The organism is Pseudomonas sp. BN505 (assembly GCF_029873175.1).
Classification (GTDB): Bacteria; Pseudomonadota; Gammaproteobacteria; order Pseudomonadales; family Pseudomonadaceae; genus Aquipseudomonas; species Aquipseudomonas putida.
This window is the reverse complement of the sequence record NZ_SSOI01000067.1, coordinates 280,951-303,413: the sequence shown is the minus strand read 5'-3', so window position 1 is coordinate 303,413 and position 22,463 is coordinate 280,951. Positions and strand designations below refer to the sequence as shown.

Here is a 22,463-nt window from a genome sequence, read left to right as displayed (position 1 = left end):
TGTTACACACCAGGGCAAGCCATGGCGCGTGGCCTCTGGCATTGTCTGTGTAGGAATTGTTCACGTCGAGACACATTTGGACACTTTCACGAATGCGCGCGAAGGGGTAGGCTGCGCGTTCATTTCGCCAGCACCTCAGAAAATGCTTCAACAATTCCTGCAGGATTTCGGCTACTTTGCCCTTTTTCTAGGCACCTTCTTCGAAGGCGAGACCATCCTGGTGCTTGCGGGTTTCCTTGCATTCCGTGGGTACATGGACATCAAGCTGGTGTGTCTGGTGGCGTTCCTCGGCAGCTATGCCGGCGACCAGCTGTGGTACTTCATGGGCCGCCGTCACGGGCGCAGGATCCTGGCGCGCAAACCACGCTGGCAAGCAATGGGTGACCGGGCGCTGGACCACATCCGCCGCCATCCCGACATCTGGGTGCTGAGCTTCCGCTTCGTCTATGGCCTGCGTACGGTCATGCCGGTGGCCATTGGCCTGTCGGGCTACCCGCCGCGCCGCTACCTGCTGCTCAATGGCCTTGGCGCGGCCATCTGGGCAATAGCCCTGGGCGCGGCTGCGTACCACTTTGGCGCCATCCTCGAAGGCCTGCTGGGCAACGTGAAGCGTTACGAGCTATGGGTACTTGGTGGCCTGGTGGGGCTGGGCGTTTTGTTGTGGCTGCGCCGGCGTTTCCGCGCCTTGCGCGCGGAGCGCAAGGCGGCGGACCAGGCCCAGGCCCCACAGGCTGAGAAGGCTATAGACCACGAGCAGGAACCAGGCCAGCGGCGCGACCACCGCTAGGCCCAGTGCGCCGGCCAGGTACAGCGCCGGCGCATTCACCACCTGCCGCGCCAGTTCCAGGCGCGCAGCCCAGGGCCGGTTCTCCAGCAACCCGCCCAGCACGAACAGACCAAACGCCATTAACGACCAGCCGAGCACCAGCGCGGCGGCCGGCACGCGTTCGGCTACGTCCATCAGGTAGCTGCCAAAGGCCACATACACCACGAACTGCGCCGCCACGTAAGCTTGCTGCGGGCGGCCCAGGGCAACCTCGAACTTGCGAAACTGCGCCAGGTCCTGCTTGGCCTGTGGGTAACGTGCGGCCACATCGGCCGGGCGCCAACCGGTGGGCATGAACCAGATGCGCAACTTGTCCCGCAGGCTGGCAGTGTGCCGGGCGTCATGCCAGAGCTGGGCATAGAACTGCAGGTTGGCCCACAGCGGGTTCCAGCTGGCCAGCGGCGTGGTTACCCCGAACACCACAGGCTCGGCCGGGTCCTCCTCTTTGAAGGTGCCAAACAGACGGTCCCAGAGAATGAACACACCGCCGTAGTTGCGATCCAAGTAAACAGGGTTTTGCGCATGGTGGACGCGATGGTTGGATGGCGTAATCAACACCCACTCAAGCCAGCCAAGCTTGGGAATGTGCCGGGTATGCACCCAGAACTGGTACAGCAGGTTGAGCGATGCCACGGTGATGAACACCAGTGGCGGCACGCCCAGCAGTGCCAGCGGCAGGTAGAAGATCCACGAGAAGATGAACCCGCTACTGGTCTGGCGCAACGCGGTGGTGAGGTTGTATTCCTCGCTCTGGTGATGCACCGAATGCGCGGCCCACAGCACGTTGCGTTCATGGCCCAGTCGGTGCAGCCAGTAGTAGCAGAAGTCGTACAGGACAAAGGCCAGCAGCCATACCCACCAGGCTTCGGGCGGCAGGCGCAAAAGTGCCAGGTGCTCGAACGCCAGGGCATAGGTCACCAGCCCCGCGCCTTTGGTCAGCAACCCGGTGCTGGTCGACAGCACGCCGGTACTCAGGCTGTTGATCGAATCGGCCAAGGTAAAGTTGCGCTGGCCACGCACACGGTCGGCCACCAGCTCCACGGCGATGAGCACGAAGAAGAACGGCACGGCCAGCAATATCAGGTCCATGGGTACGGCCTCAGGCGGTATCCATCAAGATTAGGCCGCGCCTGCGGCAACCCCTATGGCGACATCTGCCAAACTAGAGGACATTTAGCGCCTCGACACTGGAGTAATGAGCATGACAAAAAAAGTAGCGGTGATTCTTTCCGGCTGTGGCGTGTATGACGGCGCCGAAATCCACGAAAGCGTGATCACCCTGCTGCGCCTCGACCAGCGCGGTGCGCAGGTGCAGTGCTTCGCGCCGAACATTGCGCAGATGCATGTCATCAACCATCTGACCGGCGAGCAAATGCCCGAGTCGCGCAATGTGCTGGTGGAGTCGGCGCGCATTGCCCGTGGCGAGGTCAAGGACATCCGCGAAGCCAAGGCCGAGGAATTCGATGCGCTGATCGTGCCGGGGGGGTTCGGGGCGGCGAAAAACCTGTCCAACTTCGCCGTGGAAGGCGCCAACTGCAGCGTCAACCCGGACGTGCTGGAGCTGGCCGAAGCCTTTGCCGACGCCTGCAAGCCGGTTGGCCTGATTTGCATTTCGCCGGCACTGGCCGCAAAAATCTACGGGCCGGGCGTGGTCTGCACCATCGGTAGCGACGCCGGTACTGCGGCGGCTGTCGAGAAGATGGGCGGCACCCATGAGGAGTGCGATGTACACGACATTGTCGAAGACACCCAGCGCAAGCTTGTGACTACCCCGGCTTACATGGAAGCCAAGTCGATCAGCGAAGCGGCGGGCGGGATCTACAAGCTGGTGGACCGGGTGCTGGAACTCACACACGAGTAAGCCCCAAGCATGCGCGGCCCTGCGGGGCAGCCTTGCTAACACTCTAGAAGCTGGCGCAATCCCTGTGGGAGCGGCTTTAGCCGCGAACACCGGCGAAGCCGGTGCCATGCACCGCGCTGCCTGCTTCGCGGGTAAACCCGCTCCCACAGGTCAGCGAAATAGCCGATGCCCCGAACTGTATTCAGGCTTTGCAAAGCCGGGCAATGATCCGGTCCAGCGCATTGGCAAACGCCTGCTTTTCACGTTCACCATAAGCCGCCTGCCCTCCCCCCACCTGGCCCTGCTCACGCAGCTCGGTGAACAGGTTGCGCGCCGCCAGGCGGTCACCCATGTTGCGCTCGTCGAATTCGCGCCCGCGCGGGTCCAGCACGGTCACACCCTTTTTCACCAGGCGGTCAGCCAGCGGCACATCACTGCAGATCACCAGCTCGCCCGGCACAGCGTGTTCGACCAGGTAGTCGTCGGCTGCGTCCATGCCGCTGGGTACCACGATCAGGCGCACGATCGCGAACGCTGGTTTGGCCACGGCCTGGCCCGCCACCATCACCACTTCGAACTTGCGCTTGAGGGCGAACTTGACGATCAGATCCTTGGCCGCCTTGGGGCAGGCGTCGGCATCGATCCATACACGCATCGGAATTTCTCTACATGAAATCAGTGCGCCCATCATGCCTGAAGCGCAGCAAAAGCTGGAGCAGGCGCGCGCTGGAAAAATGGCGCCAAAAATCCCAATTAGCGCTTATCCGGCCCCACCACTCAGGCTACACTCGCCACAGCTTTACTGGCCTGCCCGAGCGCACAATGAACCACCCTCACGAAATCCGCCCTGACCTGGACGAAGGCATCGATCGCAAGGTCCTGGCGACATTGCGTGCGCGTTTCCTGCAGCTGAACCAGGGGAGGCTGCAACGGGCAATGGAAGGCCTGTCGACACGCCAGCAACAGGTACTGACGCTACTGCCGCTGCTGTTTCACGTGAACCATCCGCTGTTGCCGGGCTACGTCTCGGGTAGCACACCGGCTGGCGTGTCGGGCTACGAGCCAGGTGCCGAGCTGGTGGTCGAGGCCCAGCGCCTAGCCCGCTCGTTCACCTACAAGGCCCGCCATGGCAACCCGCCACGGCCGATCCATGGCCTCTACCTGATGGGCAGCCTGGGCTCACTGGCCCAGGCCGAGCACAGCGACATGGACCTGTGGGTGTGCCATGCGCCCGGCTTGCCCGAGCACTTGCTGGGAGAACTGCGCCGCAAGTGCCAATTGCTAGAGGATTGGGCGGCAAGCCTGGGCGCCGAGGCGCATTTCTTCCTGATCGACACGCAAGGCTTTGCCCAGGGCCAACGCGACGGCCAACTGGGCTCCGACGACTGCGGTACCACCCAGCACTACCTGCTCCTGGACGAGTTCTACCGCACCACCCTCTGGCTGGCAGGGCGCACACCCCTGTGGTGGCTGGTACCCGTCTACCAGGAGCACAATTACCGCGCCTACACGCAGACCCTGCTGACCAAGCGTTTCATCCGCAGCCAGGATGCACTCGACCTCGGCAACCTGGCGCACATCCCGCCCGGCGAGTTCGTCGGTGCCGGCCTGTGGCAACTGTTCAAGGGCATCGATTCGCCCTACAAATCGCTGCTCAAGCAGTTGCTGACCGAGACCTACGCCAGTGAACACCCGGCCGTCCGCTGCCTGAGCCTGGATTACAAGCAGGCGGTGTTCGCCAACCAGCTCGACCTCGACGAGCTGGACCCGTATGTGATGGTGTACCGACGCATCGAACGTTACCTGCTGCAACGTGGCGAGCCCGCGCGTCTGGAACTGGTAAGGCGCAGCCTGTACCTGAAGGTGAACAAGAAGCTCAGCGACCAGGGCCGCGCCAATGGCTGGCAGCGCCGGCTGTTGCAGCGCCTGGCAGACGAGTGGGGCTGGGACGAGCGTCAGCTGGCCCTGCTGGATAGCCGCAGCCAATGGAAAGTGCAGCAAGTCGCTGTCGAGCGCCGCGAACTGGTGGCTGAGCTGAACCATAGCTACCGCTTCCTCAGCCAGTTTGCCAGCACCCAGAACGCCAGCAGCCGCGCCGACCAGCGCGACCTCAATGTGCTGGGCCGGCGCCTGTATGCGGCCTTCGAGCGCCGCGCCGGCAAGGTCGAGGTGATCAACCCCGGCATCGCCCCGGACCTGGCCGAAGGCACCCTGACCCTGGTCCAGGCGCCCAACCGCAAGGAGCCCGGCAGCTACCACTGGGAGCTGTACAGCGGCAACCTGAGTACCCACGAGGTGGAGCACTTCAGCCCGATCAAACGCTGCCGCGAGCTGCTTGAACTGCTGGCCTGGGCCCACCGCAACGGCGTGATCGACAGCAGCACGCGCCTGGCGCTGCACCCGGGCGTCAGCGACCTCAGCGAGTTCGAGCTGTTCAACCTGATGGGTTGCCTGCAGCAAAGCATTCCCCTGCCCTTGCCGATCGTCAGCGAAGTGCGCCTGCTGCAGCCCAGCGTTGCCGACGAGGTGCTGTTGCTGGTCAATGTCGCCATCGACCCGCTGCGCCATCACCGCGACCTGAACATCCTGATGACCACCGAGCGTACCGATTCGTTGAGCTACGCAGGCGTGCGCGAAAACCTGGTGCTGACCCTGGACCAGGTCACCCTGAACAGCTGGAACGAAGTGCTGGTCCAGCGCTACGACGGTGAGCACGCGCTGGTGCGCTGCCTGCGGGACTTCCTCAACAGCCCGGTGCTGCGCGGCCACCGGCCACGGGTACGGGTGCGCTGTTTTTGCCAGAGCCGCGCGCAGGCCATCGGCCAGCGCGTGGAGGAAATTTTCGACACGGTGCAACTGCTGCTGGACCAAGGCTTGAACCACCGCTACCTGCTACAGGTGGCCCAACACACCCATGTGCTGGAGCTGTTGGCCGGGCATGTCGGCCTGGCCACCCTGGCCGAGCACGAAGCCCTGCTGGCCCACCTGGGCGAGGAGCGTAGCGCCTACAGCCCGCTGTACCTGGATAGCAACGCACTGCTGGACCACGACTTGCGCCTGGTGCTGGAACAGGGCCGCCCGGCTTGCATCCAGGTGTTCTACCGCCTGCAGGGTGGCTGGGCCGAGTTGTATGTGCTGGATGAATACAATGCCCTGTGGCAGCAGCGCCTTCCCCTGCATGACGAAGCGCACCTGCTGCTGCCACTGCAACGCTTCCTGCGATCAGTGGTGATGCGCCGTGATGCCCGGCTGCCGCTGGATACCCAGCGCGCTGCCTCGCTGGACATCCACTACGCGCAACTGTTGCCTTCCGGCGCTGGCAAGGCGCGCAGCATCGAGGCGCGCCAGGCTCCGGTCGAAGGCAGCGGCCAGCCTTACTATGAGGTGCAGGCCATCATCCAGGCCGGAGTGGCGGGTGCGGCACATGTGACGCTGTACTGCGACCAGCAAGAGTTTTCCGAGCTGGAGCATGGTGGTCAGCTGTATGCAGTGGTGGCCAGGCAGATCATCGGGCAACGCCGCGGTGCCGGACAATACCGGTGCTACATCACCGACCTGGATTTGTCCGAGCTGCTGGATGACCGGCTGGGCGCGACGCAGGTGTACCTGAGCTACAAGCGGGTGCTGGAGCAGGCGTTGAATGAGGGGTTGGAGCAGGTGCTAAGTGAATGATCGGGGGCCGCTGCGCGGCCCCCTTGCCCTTACAGGTCGTAATCGCCCGCCGCTTCGGGCTGGTACTCCACTTCCAGCAGCTTCAGCTTGAGGGTCTTGCCACCCGGTGCCGGCCAGTCGATCTGCTCGCCCACCGACAGCCCCAGCAAAGCGCAGCCGATCGGTGCCAGGACCGAGACATTGCCTTCCGGCCCTGCGTCCTTCGGATAGACCAACGTCAGGTGGTAGTCCTTGCCGCTGGCTTCCTCACGGCAGTGCACGCGCGAGTTCATGGTCACCACGCCCGCTGGCACGTCCTCGTGACCGACCACCTGCTCGGCGCGGTCCAGCTCGTCCTGCAGGGCGAGCACACCCGGCGTACTCTCGTCGAGGCTGTCGATAAGACGCTCCAGACGCTGTACGTCCAATCGGGTGAGGATGAGGGAAGGCTTGGTGCTCATGATCCAGTCAGACTCCTTTGAACAGGCGATTTTCGTCGGGCAGATAAAGCAAAACCCCGCCCAAGGGCGGGGTTTGTGAATGCTTTGGCGTCACCGACGCAGAACTCGACACTACCACAGCCGGGCAAATACTCAAGCCCCTGCTCTCAGTGTGCCTTAGCCTGGTCGCGCAGGAGCTGTGCCTCGCGGCAGATTTGCCGACGCCGTGCGTCATCGGCGGAACGCCATTCGCGAATGTGCTCCACATGCCGCTGGCAGCCGGTGCACACCCGCTGTTCGTCCAGCCGGCAAACGCTGATGCACGGCGATGGCACGGCGGGGCTGACGTTGCTGTAGAGCGGCTTGGGTGGCCGGGCCGGGGCGCTACTCATGTCAGATCTCGTCGAAGTCCAGCTTCTCGCCGGCCCGCTCCCAGACGATGCGCTCGAGCATTTCGCCCAGCAGCTCTTCGCTCTTCTCGCACACCCACTTGCCGCTTTCTTCGTCGTAGTCGAAGTGGAAGCCACCGGAACGGTCGGCCAGCCACAGCTGGCGCAGCGGTTCCTGGCGGCTGAAGATCAGCTGGGCGCCACCTTCGAACTTGACGGTGAGGACCCCGGCGGAGTTCTCCATGTCCAGGTCCATGCCGCTCTCGTCGAACAGGTCTTCCAGGGCCTGTTGGGTCGCGTCGACCAGATCATGGAAACGCGCTTCACTCAAACTCATTGCAGGAACCTCGAAATTGGCTGCTTTACAGGCAAGCCGGGCAAGATACGGGCGCTTGGCGCCGAATGCAAAGATTAGCCATTGAAGGCGGTAAGAATAGCCCGCCCGGCGGACCGGCCCTTGCATAGGCAAGCCGCCGGTCGCTCGGTATACTCGGGCGCAATACTGCATTTTTCTAAGGATTTCACCCATGAAGCGCCTGATTTCCTCCTTCGCGGCGCTGGTCGCTGTTGCCTGCCTCGTTTCGGCCTGCGGCCAGAAAGGCCCGCTGTATCTGCCTGAAGACGGCGATAACGGCAAAGCGCACAAGTCGCACCAGCACCAGCCAAAAGCCAAGCCGGCCCCGGCGCCAGCGCAGCAGCCCGAGCTGCAGTCCGAGCCCGAGCAGTCGCCTGCGCAGTAAGGAAACCAGATGAACGCTTTCAACTACCGCGACGGCCAGCTGTTCGCGGAAGGGGTGGCCCTGTCGGCCGTCGCCGAACGTTTCGGCACCCCCACCTACGTGTATTCGCGCGCCCACATCGAGGCCCAGTACCGCAGCTACACCGACGCCCTGCAAGGCGCCGAGCACCTGGTGTGCTTCGCGGTCAAGGCCAACTCCAACCTCGGCGTGCTGAACGTGCTGGCACGCCTGGGCGCAGGCTTCGACATTGTCTCTGGCGGTGAGCTGGAGCGCGTGCTGGCTGCTGGCGGGCGCGCCGACCGCGTGGTGTTCTCCGGCGTCGGCAAAACCCGCGAAGACATGCGCCGCGCCCTGGAAGTGGGCGTGCACTGCTTCAACGTCGAATCCACCGACGAGCTGGAGCGCCTGCAAGTCGTGGCCGCCGAAATGGGCAAGGTCGCCCCGGTGTCGCTGCGGGTAAACCCGGATGTAGACGCCGGCACCCACCCGTACATCTCCACGGGCCTTAAAGAAAACAAGTTCGGTATTGCCATCGCCGACGCCGAGGCCATCTACGTGCGTGCCGCGCAGCTTCCGAACCTGGAAGTGGTCGGCGTCGACTGCCACATCGGCTCGCAGCTGACCACCGTGGAGCCGTTCCTCGATGCCCTCGACCGCCTGCTGGACCTGGTCGATCGCCTCGCCGACTGCGGCATCCACCTGCGCCACCTGGACCTGGGTGGCGGCGTTGGCGTGCGCTACCGCGACGAAGAGCCACCGCTGGTGGCCGACTACATCAAGGCTATTCGCGAACGCGTAGGCAAGCGCGACCTGGCCCTGGTGTTCGAGCCGGGCCGCTACATCGTGGCCAACGCCGGCGTGTTGCTGACCCGCGTGGAATACCTCAAGCACACAGAACACAAAGACTTCGCCATCATTGATGCGGCAATGAACGACCTGATTCGCCCGGCCCTTTACCAGGCCTGGATGGGTGTCAGCGCGGTCATCCCACGCGAAGGCGAAGGGCGTGCCTACGACCTGGTCGGCCCAATCTGCGAGACCGGCGACTTCCTCGGCAAGGACCGCGTGTTGAACCTGGCCGAAGGCGACCTGCTGGCCGTGCAGTCCGCGGGCGCCTATGGTTTTGTCATGAGTTCCAACTACAACACCCGTGGCCGTTGCGCTGAAATCCTGGTCGACGGCGACCAGGCGTTCGAAGTACGCCGCCGCGAGACCATCGCCGAACTGTACGCTGGCGAAAGCCTGCTGCCGGAGTAAGCCCATGCTGCTGCGTTTTACCAAGATGCACGGCCTGGGCAACGACTTCATGGTCCTCGACCTGGTCAGCCAGCACGCGCATATCCAGCCAAAGCACGCCAAGCAATGGGGTGACCGCCATACCGGCATCGGCTTCGACCAGTTGCTGATCGTCGAGGCGCCGAACAACCCGGAAGTGGACTTCCGCTACCGCATCTTCAACGCCGACGGCTCTGAAGTGGAACAGTGCGGTAACGGTGCGCGCTGCTTCGCCCGTTTTGTGCTGGACAAGCGCCTGACCGCGAAAAAGCGCATTCGCGTGGAAACCAAAAGCGGCATCATCGTGCTGGACGTGCAGAACGACGGCCAGGTGAGTGTCGACATGGGCCCACCGCGGTTCATTCCTGCCGAAATCCCCTTTGTCGCTGACGAGCAGGCGCTGAACTACCCACTGGAAGTCGACGGCCAGCTGCATTCGATTGCCGCCGTGTCCATGGGGAACCCGCATGCCGTGCTGCGCGTCGACGACGTGCATACTGCCCCCGTGCATGAGCTGGGCCCGAAGATCGAAAACCACCCACGCTTCCCGCAGCGGGTGAATGCCGGCTTCCTCCAGGTCATCGACCGCCACCGCGCCAACCTGCGCGTGTGGGAACGCGGCGCGGGCGAAACCCAGGCCTGCGGCACCGGCGCTTGCGCTGCGGCCGTGGCAGCGATCAGCCAAGGCTGGATGGATTCCCCGGTGTCCCTCGACCTGCCCGGTGGCCGCCTGCACATCGAATGGGCCGGCCCCGGCAAGCCCGTGTTGATGACCGGCCCTGCCGTGCGCGTCTACGAAGGACAGGTTCGTCTCTAAGCGAGTAACCGCCATGACCGATCAGCCCAAGGTTGTACCCCAGCAGTCCGCCGAGCTCGATGCCGAAGCGGTGGTCGCCTACCTGCGCGCCCACCCCACCTTCTTCGCCGAGCACGATGAGCTGCTGATCGAACAGCACATCCCGCACCAGCGTGGCGACAGCGTGTCCCTGGTGGAACGCCAGCTCAAGCTGCTGCGTGACCGCAACATCGAGATGCGCCATCGCCTTTCGCAACTGATGGACGTGGCCCGCGACAACGACCGGCTGTTCGACAAGACCCGACGGCTGATCCTCGACTTGCTCGACGCCGGTACCCTGGAAGAGGTGGTGATGGCGGTCGAAGACAGCCTGCGCCAGGAATTCCAGGTGCCCTTCGTCAGCCTCATCCTGTTCGGCGACAACGTTGCGCCGGTCGGGCGCTGGGTCAGCAACGCCGAGGCGCAACAGGCCATCGGTGCACTGCTGGGCGGCGGCAAGACGGTCAGTGGCAACCTCCGTGAACACGAGCTGGCGTTCCTGTTCGGTGAAGAACAGCGCCGGGAGGTGGGTTCCAGCGCCGTGGCCACCCTCGAATACCAGGGGCTGCACGGGGTACTGGCGATCGGCAGCCGCGACCCGCAACACTACAAGAGCAGCGTCGGCACCCTGTTCCTCGGCTACATCGCCGAAGTGCTCGGCCGCGTTGTACCGCGCGTTACCCAGACCCTGCGCTCGGTACGCTGATGGAACGCCAGCTGGAGGCTTATTGCGCACACCTGCGCAACGAGCGCCAGGTGTCGGAGCACACCTTGCTGGGTTACCGCCGCGACCTGGACAAGGTCATCGCCTATTGCAAGGAACACGCTATTGACGGTTGGCAGGCGCTGCAGATCCAGCAGCTGCGCCAGCTGATCGCGCGCCTGCACCACCATGGCCAGTCCTCACGCAGCCTGGCGCGGCTGCTGTCGGCGGTGCGCGGCCTGTACCGCTACCTCAACCGCGAAGGCCTGTGCCAGCACGACCCGGCCACCGGCCTGAGCGCGCCCAAGGGTGAGCGCCGGCTGCCCAAGGTGCTGGACACCGACCGCGCCCTGCAGCTGCTTGATGGCGGCGTCGACGACGACTTCATCGCCCGCCGTGACCAAGCCATTCTTGAACTGTTTTATTCGTCTGGCCTGCGCCTGTCCGAACTGACCAACCTCGACCTCGATAACATCGACCTCGCCGCCGGCCTGGTGCAGGTGCTGGGCAAGGGTGGCAAGGCCCGCGTCCTGCCGGTTGGCCGCAAGGCCCGCGAGGCGCTGCAGGCTTGGTACCGCCTGCGCGGCATCGGCAACCCGCGTGACCGCGCAGTGTTCATCACCCGCCAGGGCAACCGCATCACGCCACGGGCTGTGCAGCAACGGGTGAAGAAGGCGGGTGAGCGCGAGCTGGGCCAGCACCTGCACCCGCACATGCTTCGCCATTCCTTCGCCAGCCATGTGCTGGAATCGTCCCAGGACCTGCGGGCGGTGCAAGAGATGCTCGGCCATGCCGACATCAGTACCACGCAGATCTACACCCACCTGGACTTCCAGCACCTGGCCGCGGTGTACGACAGCGCCCACCCTCGGGCCAAACGCAGCAAAGGCACAGACTCATGAGCATCAAGCTGATCACATTCGACCTCGACGACACCCTGTGGGACACCGCGCCGGTCATCGCCAGCGCTGAAGTCGTGCTGCGCGACTGGCTCGAAGCCAACGCCCCGATCCTGGGCGGCGTGCCGGTGGAGCACCTGTTCGCCATCCGCGAGCGCCTGGTACAGGCCGAGCCCGGCCTCAAGCACCGCATCAGCGCCCTGCGCCGACGGGTCCTGTTCCATGCCCTGGAAGAGGTCGGCTACAGCGAGAAGCAAGCGCAGGCGCTGGCCAACGAAGGCTTTGAAGTGTTCCTGCATGCTCGCCACCAGGTGGAGATCTTCCCCGAGGTGCAGCCGGTGCTGGAGATCCTGCGCCATCACTACACCCTGGGCGTGGTCACCAACGGCAATGCCGATGTGAGCCGGCTGGGGCTGGCGGACTACTTCCGCTTTGCCCTGTGCGCCGAAGACCTCGGCATCGGCAAGCCGGACCCGGCACCGTTCCTGGAAGCCCTGCGCCGCGGCGAGGTGGACGCCAGCGCCGCCGTTCACATCGGCGACCACCCCGGCGATGATATCGCAGGGGCCCAGCGCGCCGGGCTACGGGCCGTCTGGTTCAACCCCCAGGGCAAGGCCTGGACGGGTGAGCAGGCACCAGATGCCGAGATCCAGCGCCTTTCGCAGCTGCCCGACGTCCTTTCGCGCTGGCGCTGACAGGGGCCGCTGTGCGGCCCTATCGCCGGCAAGCCAGCTCCCACAGGGATCGCGCAAGGCTGAGGCCCTCGGTGATCCTGTGGGAGCTGGCTTGCCGGCGATAGGGCCAGTACAGCCAGCACAAAACCCACAGGCACAAAAAAAGCCCGCAGCGACGGCGGGCTTTTTTGCGTTCAGCCACTCAGATAGGGCGGCTGCCGTATTTGTTGTCCGGCTTCTTGGGCGGGTCGGCGACCACGTTGGCCTCGACTTCCTGCACCTTGCCACCGCGCGAAAGGAATTCTTCCATCGCCTTGGCCAGTGCATCACGCTCCTTCTGCTTGGCTTCCATGCTCGGCATCTCGTCTACCGAGACAGCCGCCTTGGATTTGCCCTTGGCAGCAGGTGCCGGGCTGCTGTCGTCATCGCCAGCGTCTTCAACGCCGTCGTCAGCCGCCGCTTCGAGGCCTTCATCAGCCTCGTCTTCATCGCCTACTTCGAGGTCGTCGTTTTCCAGATCGTCGTCGCTCATGTTCTACCTCATGACTTGCGAAAAGCAGGTTAGTTATAGACCAGTGCAGCCGTAGACCGGCAGCCACCAGTGAAAATTCAACTGGCCGTGGGTTAGGCCACTGCCCATGGGTCGGCGCTCCTGTTGGGAGGCGGCACCCAGCAGGCCCTGCTCCTGGCAGGACCTGACAAATCCATCTAGCCCCTGCTGGCCACACGCTATTGGCAAGCCTAGCAAAGGCTGGCGAAGTGTGTGGACTACACGTCAAACACCCTTCGGCGCGCATTCTAGCGCGCCCGTGGAAAAAGCAAAGCACCATAAACGCCCTACGACTTGTAAGTTTTTTACCTACGTCGCGAACGTGACGGATAAACCGTTTGCCAAGCGCGAAATGCTGAAAATCTGGCAAAAAAATGCCCGGCAAGCCGGGCAAGTTTTTACCGCGTCGCAGTTACAGGTTGTAGCCGCGTTCGTTGTGCTGAGCCAGGTCGAGGCCGACCGACTCTTCTTCTTCGTTGACCCGCAGGCCCATCACCACATCCAGCACCTTGAGGATCACGTAGGTGACGATGGCGGTGTAGACCACGGTAAAGATCACGCCCTTGGCCTGGATCCAGACCTGCATGCCGATATCGGTGACGGTACCGAAGCCGCCCAGCGCCGGGGCTGCGAACACACCGGTAAGGATGGCACCGATGATGCCGCCGATGCCGTGCACGCCGAAGGCATCCAGCGAGTCGTCATAGCCGAGCCTGCGCTTGAGGGTGGTGGCGCAGAAGTAGCAGATCACACCCGAAGCCAAGCCGATCACCAGGGCGCCCATCGGGCCCACGGTACCTGCAGCCGGGGTAATGGCAACCAGGCCGGCAACCACGCCCGAAGCGATGCCCAGTGCGCTGGGTTTGCCGTGACCGATCCACTCGGCGAACATCCAGCCCAGTGCAGCAGCAGCGGTGGCGATCTGGGTGACCAGCATGGCCATGCCAGCGGTGCCGTTGGCGGCAGCGGCGGAGCCTGCGTTGAAGCCGAACCAGCCGATCCACAGCATGGCGGCGCCCATCAGTGTATAGCCCAGGTTGTGCGGGGCCATCGGGGTGGTCGGGTAGCCCTTGCGCTTGCCCAGCACCAGGCAGCAGACCAGGCCTGCGATACCCGCGTTGATGTGCACCACGGTGCCGCCAGCGAAGTCCAGTACGCCCCAGTCCCACATCAGTGCACCGTCACCGCTCCACACCATGTGCGCGATCGGCGCATACACCAGGGTGAACCAGATGCCCATGAACACCAGCATCGCGGAGAACTTCATGCGCTCGGCGAAAGCACCCACGATCAGTGCCGGGGTGATGATGGCGAAGGTCATCTGGAAGGTGATGAAGACCGCTTCAGGGAACAGCGCGGTGGCCGACGTCAGGTTCTCGGGCGTGACGCCGCTGAGGAAGGCCTTGGAGAAGCCGCCGACGAAGGAATTGAAGTTGAGCACGCCCTTTTCCATACCGGTGGTATCGAAGGCCATGCTGTAGCCGTAGACGACCCAGAGAATGCTCATCAGGCCGGTGATTGCAAAGCACTGCATCATCACCGACAGCACGTTCTTGGAACGCACCATACCGCCATAGAACAGGGCCAGGCCCGGGATAGTCATGAACAGCACCAGCGCCGTTGCAGTCAGCATCCAGGCGGTGTCGCCGGAGTTCAGCGCTGGGGCAGCTTCCTCTGCCAAGGCAAGCCCGGGCATTACGAGGGACAATAGGGCTCCTAGCCCTGCGATCTTACGCAGAGTCATGTTGTTTTCTCCTGGGGCGTTGGGTTTGGTGAGGCTTTTTTGCTGCTTAGATCGCGTCGGTATCGGTTTCGCCGGTACGGATGCGGATCGCCTGCTCCAGATTCACCACGAAAATCTTGCCGTCACCGATCTTGCCGGTGTTGGCTGCCTTGGTGATGGCTTCGATTACCCGATCAAGGTCCTTGTCATCGATGGCGACATCGATCTTCACCTTGGGCAGAAAATCGACCACATATTCAGCACCGCGATACAGCTCGGTGTGGCCCTTCTGCCGGCCGAAGCCTTTGACTTCAGTAACAGTGATGCCCTGCACGCCGATTTCCGACAGCGACTCGCGCACGTCGTCCAGCTTGAACGGCTTGATGATGGCTGTGACTAGCTTCATGAAACTCTCTCCCGATTTGGTGGACTTGCCCCAGGAAAACAAACCCGTCTCAAGTCTAAGCGCAGCGGTTGGCTTTGTAACGCGTCGTCGGCATCCGGCTCCGCGTGCGCACTGCTTGGTCACAAAGAACTGCATCAGTGCATGGCTCGTACAGGTCTTTGCAGAAACCTTGCCAGTTCCGGCAAATCACCAGAAAACAGCGAGTTATGCGAAAGGGTCGGGATTGGCCAGTCGCCAGCATGGAAAACATGCACAGTTTCGGTGCGCACCGGCAGGGCGCATTGCGCGATAAATGTGCAATCCATTGAAAACGTCACCGGTCCCACAAGCCCCTCCCACAAGGGGCAATGTGCACTCAAGCGTCAGGTTTGTGCGTGCTACACTGCCGGCCATTTCTCAGTTTCAGTGGACAGCCCCATGCTTGCGCCCAAAGCCCTTCTCGATGCCCTGAGCGACCAGGCCTCGCGCCTGTTCAGCAGCGATACCGCCCAGCCCCGTGCAGAACTGGAAAGCCAGTTCAAGGTGCTGATGCAAGGTGCCTTCAGCAAGCTGGACCTGGTCAGCCGTGACGAATTCGACAGCCAGATGGTCGTGCTGGCGCGCACCCGCGCTCGCCTGGAGGCCTTGGAAAAACAAGTTGCCGAGCTGGAAGCACGCATGACGCCCGGCGCGCAAGAATAACTCGCAATACAAGGCGCTTTTGCCACCAAAGTCAGCGCACGCAATGCTTTGAAGGCAAAGTCACCGACGTTCAGCCCATCGCGGTCAGTGCCACGGTGTCAGGCCGAGCCCCCCATGCGGGCCGCCTCGAGGATTGCCTGTTTCGGCGGCAACTCGCTGGCATGCAAGGTGCCGCGAAACAAGGTCGCACCACATTGGGTAACCAAGGTCTTCACCCGGTTGTGCGAGTTGAGGATCTCGGCCTGGATGTCTTCGATGGCTGAATCCCCAGGCTGCAAGGCAGCCGCACGGTTGGCCCATTCGATGGCGGCAAAACGGCTCTGCTTGCGGGTGCCGCGCCCCTGCATCCAGGCCAACCCCAGTTCGGCACTGGCGCGCCCGGCAATCCACGCGTCCGGGTGCTCGACCAGGCTCGACAGGTAGGCAACCGCCTCGGATCGCTCCTGCGCTTCGCCAAACTGGCGCAACAGCATTCCCAGATGCAAGCGCGCGCGAGCATTGGTCTGCGGATTACCCAACGCATCGACCAGCAGGCGTCTGACAGCCAGCATGGCACTTCGCTCATTCAGGTCCTCATCGCCATCCATGCGCAGGCAGGCGAGGTTGTACTTGGCCTGCCTGCTGCCCGCCTCTACCGCACGCTGCAGCCAATACTCAGCCGCCTCGTCATCCAGATAGTGCGCCGGGGTGTTGCCCAGCCCGCCGCTGTGCAGCTCGTACAGGCCTAGGGCAGCCCCCGGCAAGCTCAGCTCGGCACAGCGCTCGTACAGGTAACACGCCACCTCATGCCGGTTGGCAGCCCACAGCAGCCGCGCAACAGCGAGCACCTCGAAGCCTGGCGCCTGGCCCTCGCGCTGGCGCGTTACCGCCACCTGCGACCATAGCCTTGCCTGCTCGGCCGAACGTGGCAGCCCCCACAGGCCGAAGCGATGCCCGGCAGCACGCATTGCACAGGCGCCAGCATGCGAGCGGCCTTCACACAGGCGCTCGATGGCGGTGCGCAACAGTTGGTGTTCATCTGCCATGCCATCGCGAAGTATCAGCCCGACCAGGCAGCGAAATGGCTCGCCCATGGCAGCGATGGCACCGTGATCGGCGTTACATGCCAAGCTCGCGGCGAAATCGCGCATACCGCCGGCATGATCTTGCAAGGCACTGCTACGCAGCGCGCCTCGCCAAGCCAGCACAACGGCGCTTTCCCTTGGCCTCAGCGGGAGCTGCAACCAGGCATCGAACAGTTGCTGCCAGTCGGCGACAGCCTGCAACTGTTCGCTATGTGGCAGTTTCAGCCGGTCTTCGACGGCCATCCAGCGCAACGCATTGCGCAACGCTTCGTCCCACGCCTCGCACAATGGCCCATTGGCCAACAGGTCTAACGCATCGAAGCTGGCGCCCCAACGGGGCAGCAGGTAATCGGCGAGGGCCTGGATCGCTTCATAACAACCAGGGCGTGCCACCAGCGCATGGCGCAACCAGTAATAGCGTGGTGCTTCGTTTTCGTGATCGACCCGCCTGCTGAGGCACGCCGGCAACGCTTGGGGCAGCTCGGCCAAGGGCAACAACCCATGCTTCACCAGTAATGGCGCCGCGGCTTCCTGCACTTCCACATCGGCATGGGCGCTGGGCCTGTACCGCGCAGGCTGCCCCTGAAACAGTTCGATCAACCAGCCAGGCTCGCGCAGCTGCGCACTGATACGCAGCATGCCAATGGCCGCTGCCACGGGTTGTGCGCAGCGGTCCATTGCACGCAACAGGTGCGCGGTCGCGGTTTCACATATTTGCTCGACGGCCAGCAAGCGCGCAGCGTTGCGCTGGCCAGCACCCTGCACCTGGCAAGCCCGGTGGAAGCAGTGCATGCCCATTACCACCTGTGGGTGATAAGCCTTCGGGCAGGCGTGAATCCAGGCTTTGATGACTTGGCTCAGGGCCCTGTCACCCTGGCTTTGCGGGTCGACCAACATGTGCCCTTCGATGGCCACAAGGTAGGCCGGGAACTCGCCGGGCGGGGCTTGGCGCCATTGCGCCTCAAGGCTGTCGAAAAAGCAGGTGAGTTCAATGAATGAATTGGCCTGCACCAGTTCGCGGATGACCTGGCGCATGTGGGTGAGCGTTTGCACGGCGCAATACCTCAAGTCCATTTGAAAGAAGACGCTGTGCCATCCCATGGCAACGGCATTTGCCCAACAACACTAAGCCATACCACGCACCTGCGCAAAGATTATTGGATCCATTTTTTGCCGATTTTTAAGAAAACACAGGGAAAAAACCTGCTCTGCAAAACCACGACGCACACTTGTTGCGCCTGTCGTGGCCACCATCGCTATCCTTGACCCAGCCGCAGGAAGCGGCCCTTTTTCAGCGACAACGGAGCGTCCATGTCCCTAGCCATCGTCCACAGCCGCGCCCAGGTGGGTGTGCAGGCACCCTCGGTCAGCGTCGAAACCCACCTGGCCAACGGCCTGCCTCATCTCACCCTGGTTGGCCTGCCAGAAACCACGGTCAAGGAGAGCAAAGACCGGGTACGCAGTGCCATCGTCAACTCCGGGCTGAACTATCCACAGCGGCGCATAACCCAGAACCTGGCCCCCGCCGACTTGCCCAAGGACGGCGGGCGCTACGACCTGGCCATTGCCCTGGGCATTCTGGCCGCCGACGGCCAGGTGCCAGCGGCCAGCCTTGCAGAGGTCGAGTGCCTGGGCGAACTGGCGTTGTCGGGCAAATTGCGGGCGGTGCAAGGCGTGCTGCCGGCGGCCTTGGCGGCACGCGAGGCGGGCCGCTCGCTGGTGGTTCCACGGGAGAATGCCGAGGAAGCCAGCCTGGCCGGCGGGCTGGTGGTGTATGCGGTGGGGCACCTGCTGGAGCTGGTTGCCCACCTGACCGGCCAGGTGCCGCTGGCGCCTTACGCGGCCAACGGGTTGGTCCTGCATCAACGTCCCTACCCTGACCTGAGCGAGGTGCAAGGCCAGCTGGCGGCCAAACGCGCATTGATGCTGGCGGCGGCTGGGGCGCACAACCTGCTATTCACCGGGCCACCCGGCACCGGCAAGACCTTGCTCGCCAGCCGCCTGCCAGGGCTGCTGCCACCGTTGGACGAGCACGAGGCGCTCGAGGTGGCGGCCATCCAGTCGGTCAGCGGGCATACACCGCTGAACAGCTGGCCGCAGCGACCCTTTCGCCACCCCCACCACTCCGCATCCGGCCCGGCACTGGTCGGTGGCAGCAGCCGTCCGCAACCGGGCGAAATCACCCTCGCCCACCATGGCGTGCTGTTTCTCGATGAGCTGCCAGAGTTCGAGCGGCGTGTGCTGGAGGTACTGCGCGAGCCGCTGGAATCGGGCGAGATCGTGATTGCCCGCGCCCGCGACAAGGTGCGCTTTCCGGCACGCTTTCAGCTGGTGGCGGCGATGAACCCATGCCCTTGCGGCTACCTGGGTGACCCCACTGGCCGCTGCCGTTGCAGCACCGAGCAGATCGCGCGGTACCGCAACAAGCTGTCCGGGCCGCTGCTGGACCGCATCGACCTGCACCTGACCGTGGCCCGCGAAAGCACCACGCTGAACAACCAGCCCTGTGGTGAAGCCAGTGCCGATGTGGCAGCCAGGGTGGCGCAGGCGCGGGAGGTACAGCAGCGCCGCCAAGGGTGTGTGAATGCGTTTCTCGACCTCGAAGGGTTGCGCCGCCATTGCGGATTGACGGCGGCGGACCAGGCCTGGCTGGAAGGGGCCTGCGAACGGTTGACGTTGTCGTTGCGGGCAGCGCACCGTTTATTGAAAGTGGCGCGGACGCTGGCGGACCTGGAGGGCTGTGAGGCGATTGGCCGGCCGCACCTGGCCGAGGCCCTGCAGTACCGGCCGGGGAGCAGTTAGATGAGGGCTGCAAAGCGGCCCTGGAAATTTCAGCCCCATCAGCAGAACCTGCAATTGGCAACGGCCCGCGGCAACTGTCCCTTTTTACGGGACAATGTTTCTTCCGGGCAGCTGATTGTCTGACGCCACCTCACCCCTCAGAATCGTCGGCCAAACTGTTCAAACGCTGCCCCGGCAGCTCATGGAGTAAGAGCCAATGCCACATGAAGGCAGCCTTCTGCAAACTGCGGTGATCTTTCTACTCGCTGCCGTCGTCGCCGTCCCCCTGGCCAAGCGCCTGCAACTGGGCGCCGTGCTCGGCTACCTGCTGGCCGGTGTAGCCATCGGCCCGCAGGCACTTGGCCTGATCCGCGACACCGAAAGCGTGGCGCACATTTCCGAGCTGGGCGTGGTCCTGCTGCTGTTCATCATTGGCCTCGAGCTGTCGCCCAAGCGCCTGTGGCTGATGCGCAAGTCGGTGTTCGGTGTGGGTACCGCCCAAGTGCTGCTGACCGGCGCGCTGATCGGTGCCATTGCCCTGTTCGGCTTCAGCCAGACGCTGCCAGCAGCCATCGTGCTCGGCCTGGGCCTGGCGCTGTCGTCCACCGCCCTTGGCCTGCAAAGCCTGGCCGAGAGCAAGCAGCTCAACGCCCCGCACGGCCGCCTGGCGTTCGCCATCCTGCTGTTCCAGGACATCGCTGCGATCCCGCTGATTGCCCTGGTACCGCTACTGGCCGCCAGTGGGCCGGACGCCAGCCACGGCGATAGCCTGCAACACGGCCTGAAGGTATTCGCCAGCATTGCCGTGGTGATCATCGGTGGTCGCTACCTGCTGCGCCCGGTGTTCCGCACCGTGGCCCGCACCGGCCTGCCGGAAGTGTCTACTGCCACCGCACTGCTGGTAGTGATCGGCACCGCCTGGCTGATGGAAGAAGCCGGCATTTCCATGGCCCTGGGCGCCTTCCTCGCCGGCCTGCTGCTGGCCGACTCGGAATACCGTCACGAGCTGGAATCGCAGATCGAGCCGTTCAAGGGCCTGCTGTTGGGGCTGTTCTTCATCAGCGTGGGCATGGGCGCCAACCTGCGCCTGCTGCTGGACATGCCACTGGTGGTGCTGGGCCTGACCCTGCTGCTGGTGACAGTAAAGCTGGCGCTGCTGATAGGCGTCGGCCGCCTTGTCGGTGGCCTGAACAGCGCCAGCGCCCTGCGCCTGGGCATGGTGCTGGCAGCCGGGGGCGAGTTCGCCTTCGTGGTGTTCAAGTTGGGCAAGGACCAAGGCCTGTTCGATACCCAGACCTACGACCTGCTGCTGATGACCATTACCCTGTCCATGGCCATCACCCCGCTGCTGATGCTGGGCTGCGCCCGCGCCCTCAAACGCCCGCAACCGGCGCGTGAAGTGCCCGAGCAGTATAAGCAGATCCAGACGGATACACCGCGGGTGGTGATCGTCGGCATGGGCCGCATGGGCCAGATCGTCGCGCGCATCCTGCGGGCACAGAAAATCCCGTTCATAGCCTTGGAAACCTCGGTGGACGCCATCGAGATGACCCGCATGTTCGAACAGGTGCCGGTGTTCTACGGCGACCCGCTGCGACCCGAGGTGCTGCACGCCGCCAAGGTGGGTGAAGCGGAGTACTTCATCATCACCATCGATGACCCAGAAGCTGCCATTCATACCGCTGAACGAGTAAAACGCCTGTACCCGCACCTGAAAGTGCTGGCCCGGGCACGTAACCGCCAGCATGTGCACAAGTTGGTGGATGCAGGCGCCGAGCCGATTCGCGAGACGTTCTACTCCAGCCTGGAGATGACCCGCCGAGCGCTGGTGGGATTGGGCTTGAGCGATGAACAGGCCGCGGACCGGATTGCGCGGTTTACCCAGCATGACGAAGAAGTGCTGGTGGCCCAGGGGCAAGTGCGCGATGACCGGGCCAAGGTGATGCAGACAGCCAAGGAGGCGCGGGTGGAGCTGGAGCGGTTGTTTGATTCGGATGCGGATTGAGTAGTCAGGCGAACACCAACCGCTCTATTTGAGGATGCTCACGCTGAGCGGCTTGCCAAAGATCGTAAGCTGCCTGTTCGGCAAGGTATTGCCGGGCAGGGCCAAGACCTGCAAGCTCAAGTCGATAAGCAAGATCGGCAGAAATGGCGGCGCGCCCATTGAGTACGGTGGACAATTGCCCCCGCGAATAGCCGAGGTGGCGAGCTAACTCAGAAACATTCATGCCAACTGCGGGCAACACATCTTCGCGCAAAGACTCCCCAGGATGGGGAGGATCGAACATAGGCATGACTCAAGCCTCCTAGTGGTAATCCAGATAGTCAACAAGCTCCACATCGGTACCCACGAAGCGGAGCACCACTCGCCAGTGACCCGAGACATTTGCTGCCCAATAGCTTTCCAGCTTTCCGTGCAGTGGATGAAGACGGTAACCCGGCCGGTTCATGTCTGCTGCGGTTTGTGCAACTTCAAGAGAAGCCAGTAAACGCCGCAAGCGATTCACATGATCTGCACGCACTCCAGACGTGTCGCGTTGCTGATGGAGCAGCCTCAGGCCTTTGTGCCTGAAACTTCTTATCATTGATGCTTGAGTCGTTGCGGAAAGGGATTGAGCCACAGCCTATGAATTGATGCTGCCTGTACCGCCCTCTTCGCGGGTGAACCCGCTCCCACAGGATCACCACTGCTTCTGAAACTGTGCAGTACCTGTGGGAGCGGGCGTGCCCGCGAAGAGGCCGGTACAGCAAACAAAAAAAGCCGGCTCCCTGCAGAGGGAGCCGGCATTTGTGCTTACTGTTACTGGTTGATTACTTACCCTCAGTCAACGCGTTGTAGCTGGTCATCAAATTCCGATAATCCGGAATGTGGTTGAAGCACAGCGCAGCCAGCCCTTCGACATCGTTGCGCCAGTCGCGGTGCAGCTCGCAGGCCACGCCGAACCAGGTCATCAGATGCGCACCGGCCTGAAGGGTTATGAATTTT

The 22,463-nt window shown here is 63.4% G+C and carries 22 protein-coding genes and 2 pseudogenes; 12 read left to right on the top strand and 12 right to left on the bottom strand.

The window, feature by feature from the left end; genetic code table 11:
- Positions 1–142: 142 nt before the first annotated feature.
- Positions 143–787, top strand: coding sequence for a DedA family protein (locus tag E8E78_RS23865; protein ID WP_080642828.1), 645 nt, complete (start codon positions 143–145; stop codon positions 785–787).
- 501 nt (positions 788–1,288) lie between these two features.
- Here the strand turns inward: E8E78_RS23865 and E8E78_RS23860 are convergent.
- Positions 1,289–1,915 (bottom strand): annotated as a pseudogene (locus E8E78_RS23860) (sterol desaturase family protein); the annotation flags it as partial.
- Positions 1,916–2,027: 112 nt separating this feature from the next.
- Here E8E78_RS23860 and elbB point away from each other — a divergent pair.
- Positions 2,028–2,687, top strand: coding sequence for an isoprenoid biosynthesis glyoxalase ElbB (gene elbB, locus E8E78_RS23855; protein ID WP_049275801.1), 660 nt, complete (start codon positions 2,028–2,030; stop codon positions 2,685–2,687).
- A 181-nt stretch (positions 2,688–2,868) separates the two neighbouring features.
- On the opposite strand, the gene E8E78_RS23850 is transcribed toward elbB, so the two are convergent.
- Positions 2,869–3,321 carry a YaiI/YqxD family protein gene (locus tag E8E78_RS23850; RefSeq protein ID WP_049273686.1) on the bottom strand — a complete coding sequence of 151 codons (453 nt, stop codon included), beginning with the start codon at positions 3,319–3,321 and terminating at the stop codon, positions 2,869–2,871.
- A 167-nt stretch (positions 3,322–3,488) separates the two neighbouring features.
- On the opposite strand from E8E78_RS23850, the gene E8E78_RS23845 reads away from it, so the two are divergent.
- The gene (locus tag E8E78_RS23845; protein WP_059394524.1) at positions 3,489–6,338 is read left to right on the top strand and encodes a class I adenylate cyclase; all 2,850 of its coding nucleotides are present in this window, start codon (positions 3,489–3,491) and stop codon (positions 6,336–6,338) included.
- A 29-nt stretch (positions 6,339–6,367) separates the two neighbouring features.
- Here E8E78_RS23845 and rnk read toward each other — a convergent pair whose 3' ends face one another.
- The 3 genes from rnk to cyaY form a co-directional block, all read right to left on the bottom strand.
- Positions 6,368–6,778, bottom strand: coding sequence for a nucleoside diphosphate kinase regulator (gene rnk / locus E8E78_RS23840; RefSeq protein ID WP_016502183.1), 411 nt, complete (start codon positions 6,776–6,778; stop codon positions 6,368–6,370).
- Positions 6,779–6,924: 146 nt separating this feature from the next.
- Positions 6,925–7,149 carry a DUF1289 domain-containing protein gene (locus tag E8E78_RS23835; RefSeq protein ID WP_049273682.1) on the bottom strand — a complete coding sequence of 75 codons (225 nt, stop codon included), beginning with the start codon at positions 7,147–7,149 and terminating at the stop codon, positions 6,925–6,927.
- Position 7,150: 1 nt separating this feature from the next.
- Positions 7,151–7,483, bottom strand: a complete 333-nt coding sequence (cyaY, locus tag E8E78_RS23830; RefSeq protein WP_016502185.1) for an iron donor protein CyaY — start codon at positions 7,481–7,483, stop codon at positions 7,151–7,153.
- Positions 7,484–7,673: 190 nt separating this feature from the next.
- Here cyaY and E8E78_RS23825 point away from each other — a divergent pair, with 190 nt between their 5' ends.
- The 6 genes from E8E78_RS23825 to E8E78_RS23800 are packed head-to-tail and all read left to right on the top strand — an operon-like array spanning position 7,674 to position 12,293.
- On the top strand, positions 7,674–7,886 hold the full coding sequence (locus E8E78_RS23825; RefSeq protein WP_016502186.1) for a lipoprotein: 213 nt from the start codon (positions 7,674–7,676) through the stop codon (positions 7,884–7,886).
- 9 nt (positions 7,887–7,895) lie between these two features.
- Positions 7,896–9,143, top strand: a complete 1,248-nt coding sequence (gene lysA / locus E8E78_RS23820; protein ID WP_016502187.1) for a diaminopimelate decarboxylase — start codon at positions 7,896–7,898, stop codon at positions 9,141–9,143.
- A gap of 4 nt (positions 9,144–9,147) precedes the next feature.
- Positions 9,148–9,978, top strand: a complete 831-nt coding sequence (gene dapF, locus E8E78_RS23815; protein ID WP_016502188.1) for a diaminopimelate epimerase — start codon at positions 9,148–9,150, stop codon at positions 9,976–9,978.
- A 13-nt stretch (positions 9,979–9,991) separates the two neighbouring features.
- Positions 9,992–10,702 (top strand): DUF484 family protein, encoded by a 711-nt coding sequence (locus tag E8E78_RS23810; protein WP_049273680.1) that lies wholly within the window; start codon positions 9,992–9,994, stop codon positions 10,700–10,702.
- Positions 10,702–11,601 carry a tyrosine recombinase XerC gene (gene xerC, locus E8E78_RS23805; protein WP_016502190.1) on the top strand — a complete coding sequence of 300 codons (900 nt, stop codon included), beginning with the start codon at positions 10,702–10,704 and terminating at the stop codon, positions 11,599–11,601. Before E8E78_RS23810 ends, xerC begins: the two co-directional genes overlap by 1 nt.
- The gene (locus E8E78_RS23800; RefSeq protein ID WP_049273678.1) at positions 11,598–12,293 is read left to right on the top strand and encodes an HAD family hydrolase; all 696 of its coding nucleotides are present in this window, start codon (positions 11,598–11,600) and stop codon (positions 12,291–12,293) included. Before xerC ends, E8E78_RS23800 begins: the two co-directional genes overlap by 4 nt.
- Before the next feature lie 181 nt (positions 12,294–12,474).
- Here the strand turns inward: E8E78_RS23800 and sutA are convergent, their stop codons facing one another.
- The 3 genes from sutA to glnK all read right to left on the bottom strand — a co-directional run bounded on the left by sutA (position 12,475) and on the right by glnK (position 14,951).
- Positions 12,475–12,804: a transcriptional regulator SutA gene (gene sutA, locus E8E78_RS23795; protein ID WP_019473552.1), complete on the bottom strand. Its 330-nt coding sequence runs from the start codon at positions 12,802–12,804 to the stop codon at positions 12,475–12,477.
- A gap of 430 nt (positions 12,805–13,234) precedes the next feature.
- Positions 13,235–14,566, bottom strand: coding sequence for an ammonium transporter (locus tag E8E78_RS23790; protein WP_016502193.1), 1,332 nt, complete (start codon positions 14,564–14,566; stop codon positions 13,235–13,237).
- A gap of 46 nt (positions 14,567–14,612) precedes the next feature.
- The gene (glnK, locus tag E8E78_RS23785; RefSeq protein WP_002555808.1) at positions 14,613–14,951 is read right to left on the bottom strand and encodes a P-II family nitrogen regulator; all 339 of its coding nucleotides are present in this window, start codon (positions 14,949–14,951) and stop codon (positions 14,613–14,615) included.
- A 417-nt stretch (positions 14,952–15,368) separates the two neighbouring features.
- Between glnK and E8E78_RS23780 the strand changes: the two genes are divergently transcribed.
- A complete protein-coding gene (locus tag E8E78_RS23780; RefSeq protein ID WP_049273661.1) occupies positions 15,369–15,632 on the top strand; it encodes an accessory factor UbiK family protein in 264 nt (87 codons plus the stop codon).
- 98 nt (positions 15,633–15,730) lie between these two features.
- Here E8E78_RS23780 and E8E78_RS23775 read toward each other — a convergent pair whose 3' ends face one another.
- Positions 15,731–17,749: a DUF4034 domain-containing protein gene (locus E8E78_RS23775; RefSeq protein ID WP_049273660.1), complete on the bottom strand. Its 2,019-nt coding sequence runs from the start codon at positions 17,747–17,749 to the stop codon at positions 15,731–15,733.
- Between the two features lie 258 nt (positions 17,750–18,007).
- On the opposite strand from E8E78_RS23775, the gene E8E78_RS23770 reads away from it, so the two are divergent.
- Both E8E78_RS23770 and E8E78_RS23765 read left to right on the top strand, forming a co-directional pair.
- Positions 18,008–19,498, top strand: a complete 1,491-nt coding sequence (locus E8E78_RS23770) for a YifB family Mg chelatase-like AAA ATPase (RefSeq protein WP_049273658.1) — start codon at positions 18,008–18,010, stop codon at positions 19,496–19,498.
- Between the two features lie 196 nt (positions 19,499–19,694).
- Positions 19,695–21,482 carry a monovalent cation:proton antiporter-2 (CPA2) family protein gene (locus tag E8E78_RS23765; RefSeq protein ID WP_049273656.1) on the top strand — a complete coding sequence of 596 codons (1,788 nt, stop codon included), beginning with the start codon at positions 19,695–19,697 and terminating at the stop codon, positions 21,480–21,482.
- Between the two features lie 4 nt (positions 21,483–21,486).
- Here the strand turns inward: E8E78_RS23765 and E8E78_RS23760 are convergent, their stop codons facing one another.
- From E8E78_RS23760 to E8E78_RS23750, 3 genes and pseudogenes are all read right to left on the bottom strand, one after another.
- Positions 21,487–21,771 (bottom strand): HigA family addiction module antitoxin, encoded by a 285-nt coding sequence (locus tag E8E78_RS23760; RefSeq protein WP_016502199.1) that lies wholly within the window; start codon positions 21,769–21,771, stop codon positions 21,487–21,489.
- A 12-nt stretch (positions 21,772–21,783) separates the two neighbouring features.
- The gene (locus E8E78_RS23755; RefSeq protein ID WP_080889155.1) at positions 21,784–22,062 is read right to left on the bottom strand and encodes a type II toxin-antitoxin system RelE/ParE family toxin; all 279 of its coding nucleotides are present in this window, start codon (positions 22,060–22,062) and stop codon (positions 21,784–21,786) included.
- 226 nt (positions 22,063–22,288) lie between these two features.
- Positions 22,289–22,447 (bottom strand): annotated as a pseudogene (locus E8E78_RS23750) (hydrolase); the annotation flags it as partial.
- Between the last annotated feature and the right edge of the window lie 16 nt (positions 22,448–22,463).